The 18,889-nt window shown below is 42.2% G+C and carries 10 protein-coding genes; 2 read left to right on the top strand and 8 right to left on the bottom strand.

Going from position 1 to position 18,889, the window contains the following annotated elements:
- Position 1: 1 nt before the first annotated feature.
- The 3 genes from C0V77_RS18120 to C0V77_RS18110 form a co-directional block, all read right to left on the bottom strand.
- Positions 2–1,312 (bottom strand): hypothetical protein, encoded by a 1,311-nt coding sequence (locus C0V77_RS18120; protein WP_101727780.1) that lies wholly within the window; start codon positions 1,310–1,312, stop codon positions 2–4.
- 133 nt (positions 1,313–1,445) lie between these two features.
- The gene (locus C0V77_RS18115) at positions 1,446–2,750 is read right to left on the bottom strand and encodes an amidohydrolase family protein (RefSeq protein WP_101727779.1); all 1,305 of its coding nucleotides are present in this window, start codon (positions 2,748–2,750) and stop codon (positions 1,446–1,448) included.
- A gap of 41 nt (positions 2,751–2,791) precedes the next feature.
- Entirely contained in the window at positions 2,792–5,863 is a 3,072-nt protein-coding gene (locus tag C0V77_RS18110; protein WP_101727778.1) for an amidohydrolase family protein, read from the bottom strand.
- Between the two features lie 120 nt (positions 5,864–5,983).
- Between C0V77_RS18110 and C0V77_RS18105 the strand changes: the two genes are divergently transcribed.
- Both C0V77_RS18105 and C0V77_RS18100 read left to right on the top strand, forming a co-directional pair.
- A complete protein-coding gene (locus C0V77_RS18105; protein WP_101727777.1) occupies positions 5,984–7,036 on the top strand; it encodes an aminodeoxychorismate synthase component I in 1,053 nt (350 codons plus the stop codon).
- Positions 6,972–7,589 carry an aminotransferase class IV gene (locus C0V77_RS18100; protein ID WP_101727776.1) on the top strand — a complete coding sequence of 206 codons (618 nt, stop codon included), beginning with the start codon at positions 6,972–6,974 and terminating at the stop codon, positions 7,587–7,589. Before C0V77_RS18105 ends, C0V77_RS18100 begins: the two co-directional genes overlap by 65 nt.
- Positions 7,590–7,639: 50 nt before the next feature.
- Here the strand turns inward: C0V77_RS18100 and C0V77_RS18095 are convergent, their stop codons facing one another.
- From C0V77_RS18095 to C0V77_RS18075, 5 genes are all read right to left on the bottom strand, one after another.
- Positions 7,640–9,763: a PQQ-binding-like beta-propeller repeat protein gene (locus tag C0V77_RS18095; RefSeq protein ID WP_101727775.1), complete on the bottom strand. Its 2,124-nt coding sequence runs from the start codon at positions 9,761–9,763 to the stop codon at positions 7,640–7,642.
- 37 nt (positions 9,764–9,800) lie between these two features.
- Positions 9,801–13,097, bottom strand: coding sequence for a hypothetical protein (locus tag C0V77_RS18090; RefSeq protein ID WP_101727774.1), 3,297 nt, complete (start codon positions 13,095–13,097; stop codon positions 9,801–9,803).
- 78 nt (positions 13,098–13,175) lie between these two features.
- Complete coding sequence (locus C0V77_RS18085) at positions 13,176–14,345, bottom strand: Gfo/Idh/MocA family protein (RefSeq protein WP_101727773.1); 1,170 nt, start codon at positions 14,343–14,345, stop codon at positions 13,176–13,178.
- Positions 14,346–14,512: 167 nt separating this feature from the next.
- A complete protein-coding gene (locus tag C0V77_RS18080) occupies positions 14,513–16,636 on the bottom strand; it encodes a heavy metal translocating P-type ATPase (protein WP_101727772.1) in 2,124 nt (707 codons plus the stop codon).
- A 35-nt stretch (positions 16,637–16,671) separates the two neighbouring features.
- On the bottom strand, positions 16,672–18,834 hold the full coding sequence (locus C0V77_RS18075) for a TonB-dependent receptor (protein ID WP_101727771.1): 2,163 nt from the start codon (positions 18,832–18,834) through the stop codon (positions 16,672–16,674).
- Between the last annotated feature and the right edge of the window lie 55 nt (positions 18,835–18,889).

Genomic DNA, 18,889 nt, shown 5'->3' with positions numbered 1-18,889 from the left:
ATTATTTTTCAAACTCAATAAAATGTTCTGATGCATAGGAGTCGTCGCCGGGTTTGATACGTTTTACAAAGAAGCGTGCTTTTTTGCCCAACTTCAGACAGGTATTACGTGCTTCAATATCTTCGGGTGTATTTAATGGCTGTAATGACGGATACCATAAAATATAACCTGGTTTTTCGAAAACCAGCTGTGGTTTTGTCCATTCCTGTGAATTTAAGGCACTGCCCAAATCTGGATTCTTATTGAATGAAATATACACTTTATCGCCTCTCCATGATTTTTCTTCTGTTTTTGCCATCATCATTACCCAGCAATTAAGGTAGGTGTTCCAGCTGACAGATGGCCCCCAATGAAAACCTGTTGATGGTGCTGACGCCGGCCCCCCGCCTTGAGCCATTGGTATTTGTAAAGCAGCCACCGGTTTGCCAACGCCATTATGTGGGGCGTTAAAGCCTTGTCCATCCCATCTTTTTGCTTTTCCGACCGGGTTATCTAAATCGGCAATTGCAATGCGGGCTACGCTGATACATTGCCCTGCCCATTCAGTTTTTGGGTCGTAGCTGGTTTCGTCGTAGACGCCCGGGTAGCCGTATTCGCCATAAAATAAATACAGGTAGTCGCCACTGGCAACGGCTGAAGGGTCTCCGACACCACCCGCAAATGTATTTGACCTGTTATGAGGCTTCATAATCATGCGAGGGTTGAGGTCTTCAATAAAAATGCCTTTATTGTTCCAGCTTTTTCCTCCGTCAACCGACTTCATAATGCCAATCCGGCAAACGGCAGCCGGACTGGTTTCGCCAGTGAGACCCTGTGGCCATTTTTTATCATTTTTGTATCCCTGTCCGGTTTTTTCGTCATAAGGCAAGGTTTGAGGGTAGTTTTCGTTATGGTACACGGCATACAGCGTCTTACCACTGGCATCTTTCGGTGACTGATAAACGGTCTCAAACCATACAGCCCCATGCAGACCTTCTTGCCCGATTGGAGCATTGGCAGGCATTATGGGTTGGTGAAAATTATCTACCTTGCTTTTAAATGCCTCATCGGCATTTTTGCCATCGGCATATTTCAGGTCACGGGCATCACCCCAAAGCGGGTCTTCACCATATTTGCCCGGGAATATCCTGAAAGTGTCACCCACCCATACTTCGGCCATGTTGCAATCTACAAATGAATTGAAAGTGATTTTTTCAGCAGAAATAAGTTTGAATTTAGGATTAAACGCATGTTGCTTATCGCCCGGCGTGCAAGCGTTAAATAGCAATAGGCTTACAGACAAGGCAATTACAGATTTAAATAGAAGTTTCATAGGTTGATAGCAGTATAATGGAAATAGAAAAATTTATAGGTTAAATAGATTGTATCAAAGTTATCATTTACCTGCTGAAAACAAAAAAGGATTGCAAATTTCTTCGCAATCCTTTTCGTAAATTTTACCGGAATTATTTCTCAGAAATACCGTATTTGCCCACGTATTTCTTATATAATCTTTTTTGTTTGTCGTCAAGGTCAATCTTTTTACCTCTTATAAATGCCTGCTCCACTTTGCTGGTGCGCATATCCAGAATATCTCCGGCCGATACCACAATGGTAGCGTGTTTACCAACTTCCAACGAACCCACCTGTTTATCGATTCCCAGAATTTTAGCATTATTGAGTGTTATCATTTTCAGGGCATCTTCCGGCGACATACCATAAGCAGCAGATGTCCCGGCTGCAAAAGGCAGATTTCTGGTTCGCCAGAATTCAGGTGTATAGTACATACCTACCGTTACGCCGCCCTTCATTAATATGCCGGGTAATTTATACGGATTCCATACATCTTCATCAACTGTATTTGGTAGGCGGTGAGTACCGTTTACAATTACAGGTATATTGTTTTCTTTCAGAAAATCAATTGCCAATTCCGCCTCTTCTCCGCCAACTATAACAATTTTTCTGATTTTGTATTTCTGAGCCAGTTTTACTGCCTCAACAATTTCTTTTCCGTATTCAACTCTGATAAACAATTGTTTCGAGCCATCGTATAATCCTTTCATGGCTTCAAGCGGCGCATTTTTTGGATTTGGATTACTGATTTCAGAATAAGCCAGGGCTTCAGAGAAAAGCTGCTCCAATTCAGCTTTTTGCTGAATGTATTTGTCGTTTTTCTTGATAGCAAACTTCATTTCTTCAATGCTGAACTGACGCGTTACCAGGGCAGGGTAGTTTAGCCAGATACCGTCATCCTTTTTCAAGGCTGCGTCTTCCCAGTTCCATCCGTCATATTCCATAATGGCCGATGTGCCTGAAACAATGCCACCTTCTGGTGTGCTTTGGCCGATTAAGATACCATTCCCTCTGAAAGTTGGTATTACCTCTGAATCAGTATTATGAGCAATCAAAGCTCTAACGTGTGGATTTAAGTCACCAGTTTCGCGTTGATCAAGTGTGGCTCTTACCGAAGCGATTTCAACAAGACCCGCTAATGCCGACGGAGCGATAATACCCGGGTAAACGGCTTTGCCGCTTACATTAATTACCTCAGTGGTGTTTTTATTGAAGTTGGTAGTGGCATCACCAATGGCGGTAATAATACCTTTGTCGAACACCACAGTGCCATTCTGGATAATTCTGCCGTCGCCCACGTGGATGGTTCCGCCCACCAGGGCAATCGGTTTGGTTTGTGGTGAAGCAGGCGCCTGATTCTGCGCTTTGCTGCACAACCCAAGCAATGATAAACCAATTACTATTATATATTTTTTCATTTTGAAAATCTTATTTTAATGGAACGCTATTAATTAATGTATCAGTCTTTGTTGTTGAAAAATCTTGCTTCGGCTTCGTGGTCGTGCTCATCGGTACGGTTTTCGGTTACGCCCATTTCCATAATAGTATCGCAATGTACTTCAAGGTTGCGTCTTGGCACAGGTCTTTGCATGGGTGCACCTGTCGATTTTTCAGCTAACATTTTCAACATTAAACGGTTACGTTCTTTCGCTACTGACTGACGCATTTGCTCATCTTTTTCTACATCAAAATAAACGGCGCCGTCAATGATTGTTTTTTCAGGGCGCGCATATATAGAAAGTGGATTGTTGTTCCAGAGTACTACGTCTGCATCTTTACCCGTTTTTATACTTCCCAAGCGGTTATCAAGGTGTAGCATTTTTGCCGGGTTCAATGTTACCATTTTCCAGGCTTCTTCTTCCGAAATACCACCATATAACACAGTTTTGGCAGCTTCCTGATTCAATCTGCGGGCCATCTCGGCGTCATCAGAGTTAATGGCGGTTAAAACTCCCATTTTGGTCATAATGGCTGCGTTGTATGGAATAGCCTCTTTTACTTCCATTTTATAAGCCCACCAGTCAGCAAATGTTGAAGCTGCCACGCCGTGGGTTTTCATTTTGTCGGCAACTTTGTATCCTTCCAGAATATGGGTGAAGGTATTCATTCTGAAATTGAAATACTCGGCCACTTTCATCATCATGTTAATCTCTGACTGCACATAAGAGTGGCAGGTAATGAAGCGTTTGTTGTTCAGGATTTCTACCAATGCATCAAGCTCAAGGTCTCTTTTAGGAGGGGTTACACCGGTTTTATTGGCCAGCACTGTGTAATTTTTCCAGGCTCTTTCGTATTCCTGCGCTCTCTGGAAAGCATCCATATACACTTGCTCAACACCCATACGTGTAGCAGGGAAACGGCTTGTTGCCTGTGCACTGTTGCCTTGTTTTACGTTTTCGCCCAATGCAAATTTAATAAAACCATCGGCACCTTTAATTAAAAGATTATCAGGGTTTTCGCCCCATTTCAATTTAATCAATGCCGATTGACCACCGATACAGTCGGCCGAACCATGCAGTAATTGAGATGACGTAACGCCACCTGCCAGTTGGCGGTAAATGTTTACGTCTTCAGAGTTTAATGCGTCTTCCTGACGAACCTCTGCCGATACCGTTTGTACCTCATTGATTGAGAACAAGGCAATATGCGAGTGCTCATCAAAGATTCCGTTAGTAAGGTGTTTGCCTGTGCCGTCTATGGTTTTGGCGCCTGCCGGGGCTGATAAGCTTTTACCTATCTTGGCAATTTTGCCATTTTGAAGCAATACATCAGTATTTTGTACAATTCCTTCTTTCTCATTGGTCCAAACCGTTGCATTTTTTATCAGCATGGTTTCTTGCTGAGGCTTGGTTTCACTGCCATAAGCCGTGAAAGGAAACAACACTTTACCCAAAACAGGTGTCTTGGCTTTTGTGCTGTCTTTCTTTGTAGTTTCTTTGTTGGTTTCTTTAAACAAGGCAGCCCATTTTACTTGTTTGCCATCTGGCAGCACGGCATCGCCTTTCAGGTTTTTGCCATCATAATAGCCACTTAAGCGGGTATCGCCGGCATCTTTTTTGTCCAGCTTGGTTGTAATAGTAAATAGGTCAGAGAAGCGCGTAACTTTAGTAGCCAGCTTAACGCTGTCACTAACCACAATCTGGTATTCAGGTTTATCTATTTTACCTGTAATGTTCAGTTTCAGGCCTGTTTTATCACCAACCGATAAATCATAAGTACCTCTTACATCGGTTACATCTGCTTCAGTAATAATATATCTTTTACCCTGTATCCAGTTTTCATAAATTACGTTGTCTTTACTGAACAGGTTGTCTGAGGTTATTATGAAGTTGGCCATCATGCCTTTTTTAAGACTACCCAGCTGATTATCAACTTTCAGTAATTTTGCAGGGGTAGTAGTCAGAGCCTCAAGAGCTTTGCTTTCAGGCAAGCCATTTTCAATGGCTTTTCTAAGATTAGCCCAGAACTCGGCTTTGCTTCTTAAAGCATTGGTAGTGAATGCGAAACTGATACCTGCGTTAGCTACTGCGGCAGGGTTGGCAGGGGCCATTTCCCAGTGTTTCATTTCTGATAACGACACCTGAGCCGCATCAAATGGGTCTTCGACGTCAAAAGCAGCCGGGAAATTCAACGGCAATATTAATGAACTGTTGGTAGCCTTGATTTCATCAATGCGTTGATATTCATCACCTATACCTTTAAAAATGTATTGAATATTAAATTCTTTACCTATTTTATTACCTCTCAGAATACCCAGTTTATCATTGGCTTCATAGATTTGAGGCAGGTCTTGCTGTGCATTAAACGCTTCAAGAGAAAGATTTCTTTCTTCTTTAACCCCGCCTTTTTTATACCAGTCGGCATCGTAGTAAGTCTGGCGAAGTAAAGCTACCGAACCCATCATTGATACTGGGTAGGTCTGGGTAGAAGTACCCTTGTTTAGTGAATAATGTGCCGAGGTTTTTTCTTTTATCAGCAAATCATTTTCTTTACCATTACCCAAAGACACCAAAGCGCCTGTTCCTCTCACAATGCCGTCGGCAATATGTACACCTGCCACACTAAAACCTATTTTTCTCAGTTCTTCGGCTTTTGCAGGGTTGGCTTTAAATTCTTTTGCCGCGTCAATTTCAGGCTTTACGGCCTGGTTCCAATCATAAGCGCCTTTTTTGTTGCTTTCCATCTGAGACGGGCCGCCAAATCCCCGGCCACCTTGCGGGCGGGTAATTTCAGGCATGCCGTAGTCTGAGTAAATGTCAATCAGACCCGGGTAAATTCTTTTACCTTTCAGGTCATAAACTACTGTTCCGCTTGGTATTTTTAAATCTTTGCCAACCGACTCGATAATGCCGTTTTTGATGTAAATCATGGCGTTGTCAAGTACGGTTTGTGCATCTACAACAATGGTTGCATTTTTAAAAGCATACTGAGCCGGACGCTCATCATACACTCCGTTGCGAGGAAAAGTAACCTGAGAAAACGCTTGAATGTTGATGAATAAAATGAAAAAACTGAGAAGAATTTTTTTCATGGATAGGTTTTTGATGTTTGGTTAATGATATTGCGAAATTGACAATTTTGCATTAATAAACAAAACTATCTGTACTTTTGTACTGATTATCGTCTAAATGTATAAAAAACGCTTTTAAAAGTGGAAATCAATAGACAGAGCGCAATCTCGAAAATTAATTTTTTTTCATCTGAAAACATCCCTTTTTTATTCCTGATAGATTTTACAGGTAATAAGTGGGTGGTAGAGCCGCTAGACAATATTGATAGTAATGAAATAAAATTCTGGATTAACGGGAAGACAAACGACCACAGCATCAGTGCAGAAGGGCCAGACATTGTGCTTGAAAAATATGCGTTGGCTTTTGATCAATACAAGGCCGGATTCGACTATGTAAAGCAGCAGATTCTGCACGGTAACAGTTTTCTGGTAAATCTGACGGCAGAAACGCCAATTGCCCTGAATATTAGCCTGGAAGAGGTTTTTAAAAGAAGCGAAGCAAAATATAAACTTTGGTGGAAAGACCATTTTGTGTGCTTTTCGCCGGAAATATTTGTAAAGATTGACCAAAGCGGGCTGATGTCTTCTTTTCCGATGAAAGGAACCATCGATGCAGGTTTATTAAATGCCGGTGAGATTTTGTTAAGCGACCGAAAGGAATTGTATGAACACACCACAATTGTTGATTTGATAAGGAATGATTTGAGCCAGGTAGCCGAAAAAGTGTGGGTTGAACAATTCAGATACATTGATAAAATAGAAACCCATAACCGGAGCGAGTTACTTCAGGTAAGTTCTCAGATATGCGCACAACTAAGCCATCAATGGCATGTGCAACCCGGCGACATTCTGGCTGCCATGTTGCCTGCGGGGTCAATAACAGGCGCGCCAAAAACAAAAACAGTTGAAATTATACGTGCAGCCGAAAAACTTACTTACCAGGAAGGTAGCGAAAGGGGTTACTACACAGGTATTTTTGGTATTTTTGATGGAAAGTCAGTGGATTCAGGGGTGATGATTCGTTACATTGAACAGAAAAAAGACGGAAGCCTGACTTTTAAAAGCGGAGGCGGAATAACTGCCAAAAGTATTGCAGAGAAGGAATATGAAGAAATGATTCAGAAAATATATGTCCCTATTGTTCGAAACCATTCAATTACAAAACCGGAAACTCCACAACCTTGCCTACCATAACCAACGGATGCATAAAAGCCGGACAGAGCTTTTGGGAATTGATAGAGAGGTGAGTTTAGCAGAGTTAATAAACATACCTGCTTGGGTAGGTGAGGGGCTATATCGTTGCAGAGTAAGCTATCAGCATGAAATTGAAAAGGTTGAGTTTTTCCCTTATAAGCCAGTTCATCCGGGCAGAATTGACTTGGTAGAAAACTGCCAGCTTGAATACCCTTACAAGTTTGAAGACCGGAGCGGGTTTAGGCAAATGCTGAATCAAAATCCTGAGGCTGATGATTTGATTATCCTACATAATGGAATGCTTACTGATGCTACTTTTGCCAATGTTGCGTTTTATGATGGCAGCCAATGGCTAACAACAGACGCACCTTTGCTGAAAGGTACAAAAAGGCAGTTTTTGTTAGATTCCGGAGTTTTAAAAGAAGCATCTATTAAAGCCGAAGACCTGAAGTATTTCAGTCAACTGGCCTTAATAAATGCCATGCGCGACCTGGATATTATTTATAAATACAGCTTTCATGATAATTACCTGCTTATTCAGGGCAATTACTGAAACACTTATGCGCAATCTATAGCCGCAAGGCTATTTGTTTTATGAGGCAGTCAGGGTAATGCGAAAGCTACATATTGGTTGCCTTTTTTTGCCCCCAGTTTGGTGCCGCCGCAAGCGATAACAATATACTGCTTTCCGTTAAGCATATAGGTAGAAGGCGTGGCGAATCCGGCTGCTGGTAATTTAGTTTCCCAGATAAGCTCTCCTGTTTTTTTGTTAAAAACCCTGAACTTCTCGTCTTTTGTGGCGGCAATAAAAAGTAAGCCATTAGCCGTTACTAACGGGCCACCATAATTTTCGGAGCCGGTTGTGGGTATTCCCTTCTGCCTCAGCGATTCAAATTCTCCCAAAGGTATTTTCCATAAGTATTCGCCTGTGTTCATATCAATTGCATTCAGTGTCCCCCAGGGCGGAGTAATCGCGGGCAGGCCTTTGCTGTCAAGAAACTTATTGTAACCGGTACTTACAAACGGTAAATAAGGGTTTTTAAAGCCTTTGGTGTCTGCAATGCTTACTTCTTTCTTTTCTTCACCGTATAAAAATGCTACTAATGCCTGCTTTTCAGCCTGGCTTAACGACGTAAAACCCGGCATCATACCTTTGCCGTTGCTGATAATTCTGGTTACGTAATCTTTGTCTTTTCGCTTGTCTATATCAATCAGCGACGGATAACCACTTTTGGCATTACCTTTTCTGTCGGCTCCATGGCAGCTAGTGCAGGTGGTGGCATAAATTCTTTCACCGGTACTTAACCCCACCAAAGCATCTTGTCTGGGGGTTGGTTTCATGGTAAGTATCCAGGCCATTTCGTTGCTGTTTACATAGAGTATCCCGTCATGTGGGTCAGCAGCAGCGCCGCCCCATTCGGCGCCTCCATCAAAACCGGGAAATATAACTGTACCTTCTCTGCCCGGAGCTGCAAATCTGTTCCGCTTAAAGGTTCTGAATCTGGCTAGTAATGAATCGCGGTCTTCAGCATAAGCACTAATGTCTTTTTCGGTTAAGGTATGCGCCTGCCGGGCAAATGGCGCTGGTTTAGTGGGTATAGGTTGCGTTGGCCAGGTTTCTTCACCGGGCAGGTCAGATTTTGGCGCGGGTATTTCCTGAATCGGGAAAAGTGGTTTCCCTGTTACCCTGTCAAACAAATATACATACCCCTGCTTGCTTACCTGAGCCACTGCATCAACTTTCCTGCCTTTATGCTTTACGGTAATCAGGTTAGGCGGCGCGGGCAAGTCTCTGTCCCAAACGTCATGGTGAGTGGTCTGGAAATACCAAAGCAATTTACCTGTTTTGGCGTTCAGGGCTAATAAACAGTTGGCATACAGGTTTTTACCTTTTCTTTTGCCGCCATAAAAGTCGTAACCTGCCGAACCAGTGGGTACATAAATAATACCGCGTTTGCGGTCTATGGCCATACCAGCCCAGTTATTGGCTGCGCCTACTTCTATGTTTTTGTAGGCACTCTTTGGCCAGGTGTTATAGCCCGGCTCGCCAGGGTAGGGGATGGTATGGAAACTCCAGGCCAGTTTGCCGGTCTTTACATTAAATGCTCTGATGTCGCCCGGGGCAGCATCTGCCCCTTCAGATAGTCGCACGGGCATTACAATTAAATCTTCATAAATAGTACCTGGGGTATTAGATATAATAAATTTAGACCTGGCAATTTCTGGCAGGCCTGTATGTAAATCTACCCGCCCGTTATTGCCAAAAGAGGTTATTGATTTGCCGGTTCTGGCATCAATAGCATATAGAAATGCACCAATGGTATGTAATATGCGTTTGTCATTTCCTTCGCTCCAGTAGGCCACTCCCCGGCTGGTGCTTGCATAATTGTTCAGCTTATCGCCAAAACGCCATAGCTCTTTTCCTGTGGCTGCATGAAGCGCAAAAGCCTGTACAGATGGAGTAACGCCATACAAAATACCCTCTACAATAATAGGGTTAACCTGCATTTGCCCCGAGTCTGGTGTTGCGTACGACCAAGCCACTTTCAGATTTTTTACATTTTCAGGATTTATCTGACTCAGTCTTGAATAGTGGTTACGGTCCGGGCCTCCAAGATATTCACCCCATTGCGTATAATCATCGTTTTCAGGTTGATTCTGCTTTTGAATTGCAGCAATCAATAGAAAACATCCGGCCAGAATCAGGGCAGAAATATGTTTTTTCATAGGTTATATAGGGGTATGGCTTACTTCATTTATAAAACTAGTTTTTATTTTTGTCTTCTATTTTGTCTGAATCGTATAATCGGGTATCTTCCTGATTTGCAAAAATATCAGGGTATCTTGTTTTTATCCATCTATACTGACTGCCCGATAAAAAGATATACTGTGGACCGGGTTGCTCGTCTTCTTCGTTAAGTAATTCATAGAACAAATACTCAGAGTTTTGGTCTGCAAGCGCATTGTTTACAAACGCTAAAAATTTAACAGTATCAAAGTCAAAGTACTCATAGTCAGACTTTTCTGTTTTGCCTTTAGGTTTGGGTGTTGCTTTTACAAACTGGCTTTCTGAGTACTTTTTGCCATTCAGTTCAAAGCCATACTTAAAGGTTCTGTTGGCGTATTCGCCTTTTTTGAGCATCTGTTGAAAATTGTCTTCAAGCCGTACCGGATTAAATTGCCCTCGTGAAATGGTTTTTAGTGAATCTATCATTGACCTGAAAAGATCTTTGAAGTTGTCCAGCTCCCAGATATTGGATGTAATTACTACTTTAGGCAGGTTTTCAAGCATGCTTTTACCCGTAGTATAGTTGCGTCTCAATTTTAAAATAAATGCTTCTCTTTGCTCTTCATCCATCGGGTTGTATAACCCTAAACGCCCTAGCTCAAACAATGTATTGTGCAGGCTGTCGCGGCTGAAATCCCGGCTGTACAAATTAAAATCTACGTAATTATTAGGCAGAGATTCCTGCACAAGCGAGGCCTGGGTACTGTCGAAGAGAACAAACGATATAAAAGGGCTGCGGTAGTCGCAGACAATTACCAGACGATTCGGATTGCCGGAGTCAGTCAGGAAATCGTTTATAATTTTGAACTGATGCTCTCCTATGCCAGGGAAATATTGTGAATTGGGGCTTTTGAGTGAATCTATGGCATTTTTAACTACCTTGGGTAACGGTACATACAATATTTGCTCGTAAGGTTTGCCGTTGATTACCATTGAAACAAGATGTTGGCTAATGCCGCTTGAATCGTCTTCTGAACTTAGTTTTTTTACACTTACATTACTGAAACCAGCATCAGGCAATAGCTTTTCATTGATTTTACCGATAACATACGTAAACAAGTCTGCGTCATTTTTACCGGTAAGTTCATTCATGTTTATAAGCAATGCCTGTTTACTGGCTTTTAGAACGTCAGATGGTTCTTTGGTTTTGGTCAGGTCTAAAGATTTAAATGCCTCTTCGGTTAGCATATTTTCTCTTTTCAACGCTTCTGCAAAAGCATCTGTTCTGAATGACGCAATCTGCGATTGGTAAGACTCATACATCTTTTGTTCAACAGGCTCATTGAAAACTTCAGAATGATTGGCTTCAAGGTATTCATATTGTTTACGTGTCAGAAATATATAATGACTGGCTTCACCAATATTGAGTAAGTTAAATCCGGTGCTTATTTTATAAAATGCCCCGTCTGTTTTACTTTCTTCAAGCGACGAATTTATTAACCCAATCAACTCGTATTCATTCAGGCTTACCGTACCGATATTGAAAATATTGTCTTTTAGGGGTTCAGCATCTTTTTCCTGCTCCTGTTCAGTCTTGGGGATGTCCTGCCGGTACTCATACTTTTTGTCATTGAGTTTATAACTCATCAACAGGGTTCTGTCTTTTGAGCCGGGTTTAAGGAGTTCTACATCTAAATTGTCAGTAACTTTTTGCGGGCTGAACCTGCCTTGCGTAACACGAGCCAGCTCTGCCAATGCTGATTTAAATGTATCTGCATTTCTGGCATCTCTGCCCAGGTTGAAATTGACGCCGGCTACCAGAGAAGGGTAACTTAATAACAGGCTTCTTTTCAGGTATTCGGGTTTGCGTGATTCAAATCTGAAATCTGAAATGGCATTATCTGCGCCCACGGTGTCGTTGGCAGGTAAAATTCCGTTTTCCTGAAAATCTTTTATTATCTGCAGGAGTTTACCTTTGCTGTATTTATCAGAAAAATCAACTTTGGAATTATTGGGGAAAATCGGTAAATCAATTAAATTTTGCCAGTCATTTTTAAAAAGACCTGCCTGAGAGCTATCAAGCAACATCAGGGCTTTGCGTCCGTCTTTTACCGGAAGCAAGGGGTTCATTTCATTGGCAACCACCATTAGCCGTTTGGCCGACCCAGTGTCGGTCAGGTAATCATTAACAGCCTGAAAATCTTTGGTGCCAATGCCTGTAAGCGGAGAAAAAAAAGTGGCATAGGATTTAATAACTACGGTATCCAGATTGATATCCGGCGGAAGGCTCTTCGATATGGTTTTAACCCACCAGAAGTCGGTATCTGCCTTTTGCGCATAACTAAAGCCATTTGCTTTAAATACCAGCCTGAATGTCTTTTTGTCTTTAGAAGTGCCAAAATCTAATACTGAACCAAATATACCGGATGGCGAGTTGGGATTATTTTTTTTGATTTCTGAAATATTGAAATCAGCGTAGGTGAAATCGGGTATTAGTTTGGCAGTTATCTGTTTGTATAGATTTTCGTATATCTCTTGTCTGGTAAAATTTCCTTGTTCTTCCGGTATCAGCAGGGTGTTGGTGCAATAAGACAGCAGCTCAACCCTGCTTTTTAGCTCGAAAGGCTGGTAAGATTTTCTTAGGTTTTCTGCACTTAGCGATGTGAGCATCTTGTTCGATACCAAGGAGTCAATAAACTTAAACTGTTTTGCTTTAAGCGACTCGTAGTTGTCATAAAACCAGGTTTGCCGGGCGGCATAGATAAAGAAACTAAAGTCTTTAATGAGTTTAATGTGGTCTTTTTCAAGCCATTTTATCAGCTCCTGGTAAACTTTTTCATCGACCAGACCGATGCGCCTTAATTTTTCGGCTACCTGAAGATATTGAGTTTTAGAGTTTTTCAGGTTTTGCTCAAGCCCAAGAAACGAAAACGGATTTTTAGGGTTGGGGTCTCCTTCTATTTCCGGCTTGAAATACATGCTTTCGCCCAGTATTTTTTCAGACATCTCTCTGAATCGTACCAGCTCATCAGCTGCCGAACCTACATTACGGATGAGTTCATACACGCCTACAAAACCAAGAATAGCGCCTCTTGACATGAATACTGAGTCGGGGAAATTACCCAAGGCGCCAATGGGCATGCTTGAAAGCCGTTGTTTGATGGCAGAATTCTCTTTGTCGAAGGCTTTCAGATAACCGTCTTTACCGAATTCAGAAATTATTTCTTCTTTTTGTAGTGCATCCAGGTATTGCCTTACCTGTTGTTCAGATAAGGTCTGGGCATAAGAATTGATTGCAAAAATTGTAAGGACAAATAAAAGTATGTGTTTCATGTAAGGAAAAATTAAATCAAAAGATGTTGTTTTAGTTAAGCAAAAAGGTGGTTTATGTAAAAGTGAATGATTCTGAATTTAAAGTAATGGCCATTTGAAGTTACTGGTAAGTTTAATTTTCATACCGGTTGCTGATGATTTCCGGGCTGCTTCTATTATTTCTAAAACGTGCAGGGCATGTTCTACATTAATAATTGGCTCAATACCTTTAACAATACTTTCGCCTACTACCCGCGCACCTTCCTGCCATTCGTAACCGCCCTTTTCTGTACTGGTCAGTACTGGTGGGTCTGTCCACGATGTATCAAGTACAACGCCGTTTGTTTCCCAGTCATACCCTATTAACCGCATATTACCGCGGTCGCCGTAAATCTGAATCGAATGTAAAGATTGATTGGTGGCCTCATGCCCATGAGGGTCGAAGTAATTAAACCCACACATAATATGAGAAATCACGCCTTTGTCATGTTCAAGCAACACATGGGCATTGTCTTCGGCTTCTACTTTTACTTTGCCTTTGTCGTCAACGGTTCTTTCAGGGTTTACAATGCTGGTCATGGCCATTACGCTTCTGGCAGGGCCAAGCAGGCCGGTCAGGGTTGCCATATTATACACACCCAGGTCTGGCATGCTGCCGCCTCCTTTCTCGTAGAAAAAGGCGCTCCAGGTGGGCCCGGTATGCCCATACTGCCCATGCGCAGCCGCCAGTCTGCCCAATTTGCCTTCCTGAATAGTTTTGTTCATCAATGCAAACTGAGGGCTGTTTACCACGGCTGGGGCTCCCCATATTCTTAGTTTTTTGTTCTTTGCCAGTTCAAGCAAGGCTTTACCTTCTGCATAAGTGTTGGCCATTGGCTTTTCGCTCCAAACGTGTTTCCCGGCAAGCAGGGCTTTTTTATTTAATTCTCCGTGTGCCTGCATATCGGTGAGGGTAACCATCATGTCAAATGGTTCTCCGGCCAGCATCTGGTCTATATTTGCATAAGTTCTGGCATTTACCTTGTATTGTTTGTTTTGCTCAACTGCTCGTTCAGGCTTAATATCACAAAGGCTAACCACCTGAATCAAGGGTGATGAAATTAACTGAGGCAGGTATCTGTTGCTCACGCTTCCGCAGCCAATAACGGCTACCCGCAGTTTTTTTTCGGTGGTTTCCAGGGCAAAACCCTCAAGAGAAGAAAGAAGCAACGCTGCACCAGCAGACGCGGTGTATTGTAGAAACTTCTGTCTGGAAAGCGTTTCGTTCATTGAAATACCATTTATGTTGAATAGAGGCTGAATAAATATACAAGTATAGCTAAAAAAATGATATTTCCGTATCTGAAACTTGTCAAATTGTGGGCAATGGGCTTGAAGCGTTAAAGGTAATGGGGCAGCTTTGGTTTAAAGCTACCCCATTTGTAATGGTAACTTATTCAGAATTGCATTTTCTGTATTCTTACGGCATTTAAAATGGCCAGCAGTGCTACACCCACATCGGCAAATACGGCTTCCCACATAGTGGCTAGCCCCCCGGCGCCGAGAATCAGTACCAATATTTTTACGGCAAAAGCCAACGCAATATTCTGAAACACAACGTTTCTGGTGGCTTTACCAATTTTAATGGCCGTTGCAATTTTAGAAGGCTGATCAGTCTGAATAATCACATCGGCGGTTTCAATGGCGGCATCGCTGCCCATAGCGCCCATAGCAATGCCTATATCACTCAATGCCAGCACGGGGGCGTCGTTAATACCGTCTCCTACAAATACAGTTACCCTTGTCGGGTCTTTGCGTAGTTCTTCAACTTTCTGTACTTTTTGTTCAGGCAGCAAATCGCCGAATGCCGTCTCGATACCAATAGATTGTGCTACCTTTTGCGTAATAGAAGTTTTATCTCCACTTAGTATAACAATCTGCTTAATACCATTGGCTTGCATTTGGCTGATAGCTTCTGCTGCATCTTCTTTTATCTCATCAGCAATAATAATATAGCCTGCAAATTTACCGTCAATGGCCACTGCCACAACACTTTCAACTAAGTTTTGCATTGTTCTGTCATAATCAATATTATACTTCTGCAACAGTTTAATATTTCCTGCCAATACTTCTTTTCCGCTAATGATGCCTTTCAGGCCATGCCCGGCTATTTCTTCAATGCTACCGATTAAGAAGAGTGCTTTGTCTTTATTGGCGTGTGCAGCAATAGCTTTGGCGATTGGGTGGGTTGATTTACTCTCAAGCGCTGCCACTAACTGCATAAATTCATCTTTATCTATGCCTGTGGTTACTACTTCCTGAACCTTGAAAACGCCTTTGGTGAGTGTTCCTGTTTTGTCTAAAACTACTGTATTTACCTTGGTCATCAAATCCAGATAATTGGAGCCTTTGAAGAGAATGCCATTTCTGGAGGCTGCGCCGATTCCACCGAAATAACCCAGCGGAATTGAGATAACCAATGCACAGGGGCACGAAATAACCAGGAATATCAAGCCCCGGTATAGCCACTCGCTGAATACATAATTTTGTACGAACAATGCAGGCAATAATACAACAGCCAGCGCCAGAAAGAACACAATAGGGGTGTAAATACGGGCAAACTTACGAATGAGTAACTCTGTTTTTGCCTTACGGGTAGTGGCATTCTGTACCATATCAAGAATACGCGCCAACGAGCTGTCCTGAAAGGCTCTGCTTACTTTCAGTTCAATCACTTTGTCCAGATTCAACATACCGGCCATTACAGTTTCGCCTTTAAAAATACTGCTCGGTTTGCTTTCACCGGTTAAAGCCGAAGTATTGAAACTACTGCCAGCACTTAACATTTCGCCGTCTAGCGGTACTTTTTCTCCGGCTTTAATCTGTATGATATCCCCTATGTTTACTTCTTCAGGTTTCAGATTTACAAATTGATTGTTTCTGAGAACACTGGCAGATGATGGCCGAATATCAAGTAAGGCTTTGATATTGCTTTTGGCTCTTCTCACTGCGGCACTCTGAAATAATTCGCCAACTGCATAAAAAAGCATTACTGCCACGCCTTCGGGATACTCGCCAATGGCAAATGCGCCAATTGTAGCCAGTACCATAAGGGTAAATTCTGTAAAGAATTCTCTTGCTTTAATACCAACCCAGGCTTCTCTTATTACCGGAAACCCAACCGGAACGTACGCTGCCACATACCACATAAGCCTGATATAGCTATGGAAGAACGAGCCTGAAAAATTGGAGTCTAGCACAATGCCTGATATCAGCAGTAAAAAACTGATAATGGCGGGGCGGTATTGAACCCACCCGCCGGTATTACCGTGGTCGTGCTCATGGTCATGGTCATGACTGTGGCTCTCTTGATTTACGGGAGTATGACTGCTACAGCAACTATCATGGTTTAAAGACTCCGTAATTTCATTTTTTGATGCAAGCAGCTCTTCGGCATTGGCTTGCGTGTAAATTTTCTCTTCCAGCGAGCAACAGGTCATTCTGCCTTCTGCATCATAAGTATGCACATGGTTGGGGTCTGTATTAAGCTCCTTTGGTGTATGGTCATGCGCGTGTTTCATATATGCAACGTTTTACAAAGTGGTCAATTAATAAATTAAATTTTAATCTTAATGCCACCATTAAACGACCGCCCCTCGGTATGGGTATATACCTCATTGAAACGCGGCGTGTTATGAGCATCAGTAACTACTTTTTCAAATCTGTTCTGCCGGGTATCTGTAAAGTTTTCGGCATTGACAAAAACACTTAGTTTGCCGAAGGTCTTTTCTAAGAACAATCCAAATTCCCAGAAAGGTTTGGTTAATCGGCCGTCGCTCAGTACCTGTCTGTCAGAATAATAAGCCTCGAGCCCAATTTTGAAGTTCCTGTGTTTTTCTGCCAGCAAAGCCATGTTAATTTTGTTTTTAGGTAACAAAGGCACCGTCTGATTCCCGAGCTTATAAGTGGCTTTGGCGTTTGTAAAGGTGTATCCTGCAAAGAGCTTTATCCAATCGGCAAAGGTGATTCTGACATTAGTTTCGAAACCTTTTGAAATGACGGGTTTCAAGGCATTTTCAAAATAGAAGGCATTGTCTGCGTTATTGGTAAGTACCAGCGGCCTGTTGATTTGTGTTACAAAGAACAACTGGTTAACTGTAAAACTCAGATTTTCTCCAATACTGTTCTGGTAGTTGAAATCTATTGTACTACCATAAGATTTCTCGGCTTTGGCTTTGTTATCTATTGCCAGCACATGCCGGAAAGCCAGCGTTTCAGTTGCCTCTGTAAACATTGTGGGTAGTTTATAACCCAGGCCACCCCCTAAACGGCTGCTCCAATTTTCTGAAATTTTATAAAGTACCGATACCCTGGGTAAGGTAAAAACGCCATAACGGTTTGCATAATCGAGCCTGAAACCACCCTCAAACAGAAGTTTTTCTGTTAAATCCCAATTGTCTTGCACATAAGCTCCGGTAATCAAGTTATTTTCTTTTCTCGGAGTATCACTTTCTTTTTCTCTGAAATTATCAAAAATCAGATTTGCGCCCGTTACGATTGTATGTTTATTGAGCTGGGTTATGTATGAGAAATCGGTATAAGCATGGGTTTGCAAGCCTCTGAAACTATAGTCCGGAATTCTGATTTGTCTGTCAAAAACACTCAGGCTCTGTTTTAGTACCCATTTATTGTTTCCGGAAATCTGCCTGCTTAACTGTGCCGTGGTAATGTTCCTTACTGATTCGTTTTTTTCATAATAAGCGTGATGGTCATCTGCCTTTCCCTTAATTACGTACATATCGCCGCCAAAACGATATTGTAAAGTGGTGGAGTTGCCGAGTATTAATCTGGTTTTATCATTGAAATAGACAAACAAACGAGGGTTGATGTTCAGATCCCGGCTTTTCGGAATCTCCGTAAAATCGTCTTTATCTACATCATAAGGTTTCTGAATAGTACCCGATACCAGAAAGGAATAACCCACTTTTGCATTTCTTTTGGCCGAAAAGGTACTGAAATTTGTTCCACCACCTGTTGAGGTCTGGTTGATAATAGCCGAAAACTCCGGTTTTTCACGAGGCTCTTTTGAAATAAAATTGACAACCCCGGCTATTGCACCACCGCCATAGAGTGTTGATGCTGAGCCTTTAATGATTTCAACCTGCCTTAAATCAAGCGGCGGAATATCAAGAATGCTTAATCCGCTCGAAAAGCCTCCGAACGCAGGGAAACCGTCTTTGAGAATCTGGGTATACCGGCCATCGAGTCCCTGTATTCTGATGCTCTGGTTGGCAGATGTATAACTGGTTTGTTGTACCTGGATGCCCGTGCTTTCGTGCAGCAGCATTGATACATTATTGGGTCTCATATTGGCTTTTTCATCTATCTCTTCCATTGAAATGGCCTCTATCCGTGTGGGAATACTCTCGATGTTTCGGCTGATGCGCGTGGTAGAAACCACCACTTCTTCCAGTTCTTCATCATCGCTTTCCAGCAGAATTATGATATCTGCCATCAGCGGGATTGTGATTTTTTGGGTGAGTTTCTCATAACCAATGAATGAAATTACCATGGTTTGTTCGCCATCAGCTACGCCTTTAAGGTTTAATCTGCCTTCTGCATCGGTCGTGCCTCCGTTTGTAGTGCCTTTAATACTTACTGTTGCCCCTATTAAACTCTCTTTGGTTTTGCTGTCTTTTACAATAATACCGGGTATGCTCTGGGCAAAACTGTTATGTGCTACAACGAAAAATATATATAGTAATCTTAATTTTTTCATGATTCCAATTAGGTAATACAATACTTGTTAAGGCTTACTGTTGAGTAAGCACTGG

Origin of the sequence: Emticicia sp. TH156 (assembly GCF_002855535.1) — a bacterium.
GTDB classification, from domain to species: domain Bacteria; phylum Bacteroidota; class Bacteroidia; order Cytophagales; family Spirosomataceae; genus Emticicia; species Emticicia fluvialis.
Note: the sequence above shows the minus strand (reverse complement) of the source record. Positions and strands in the feature narration are given on the sequence as shown.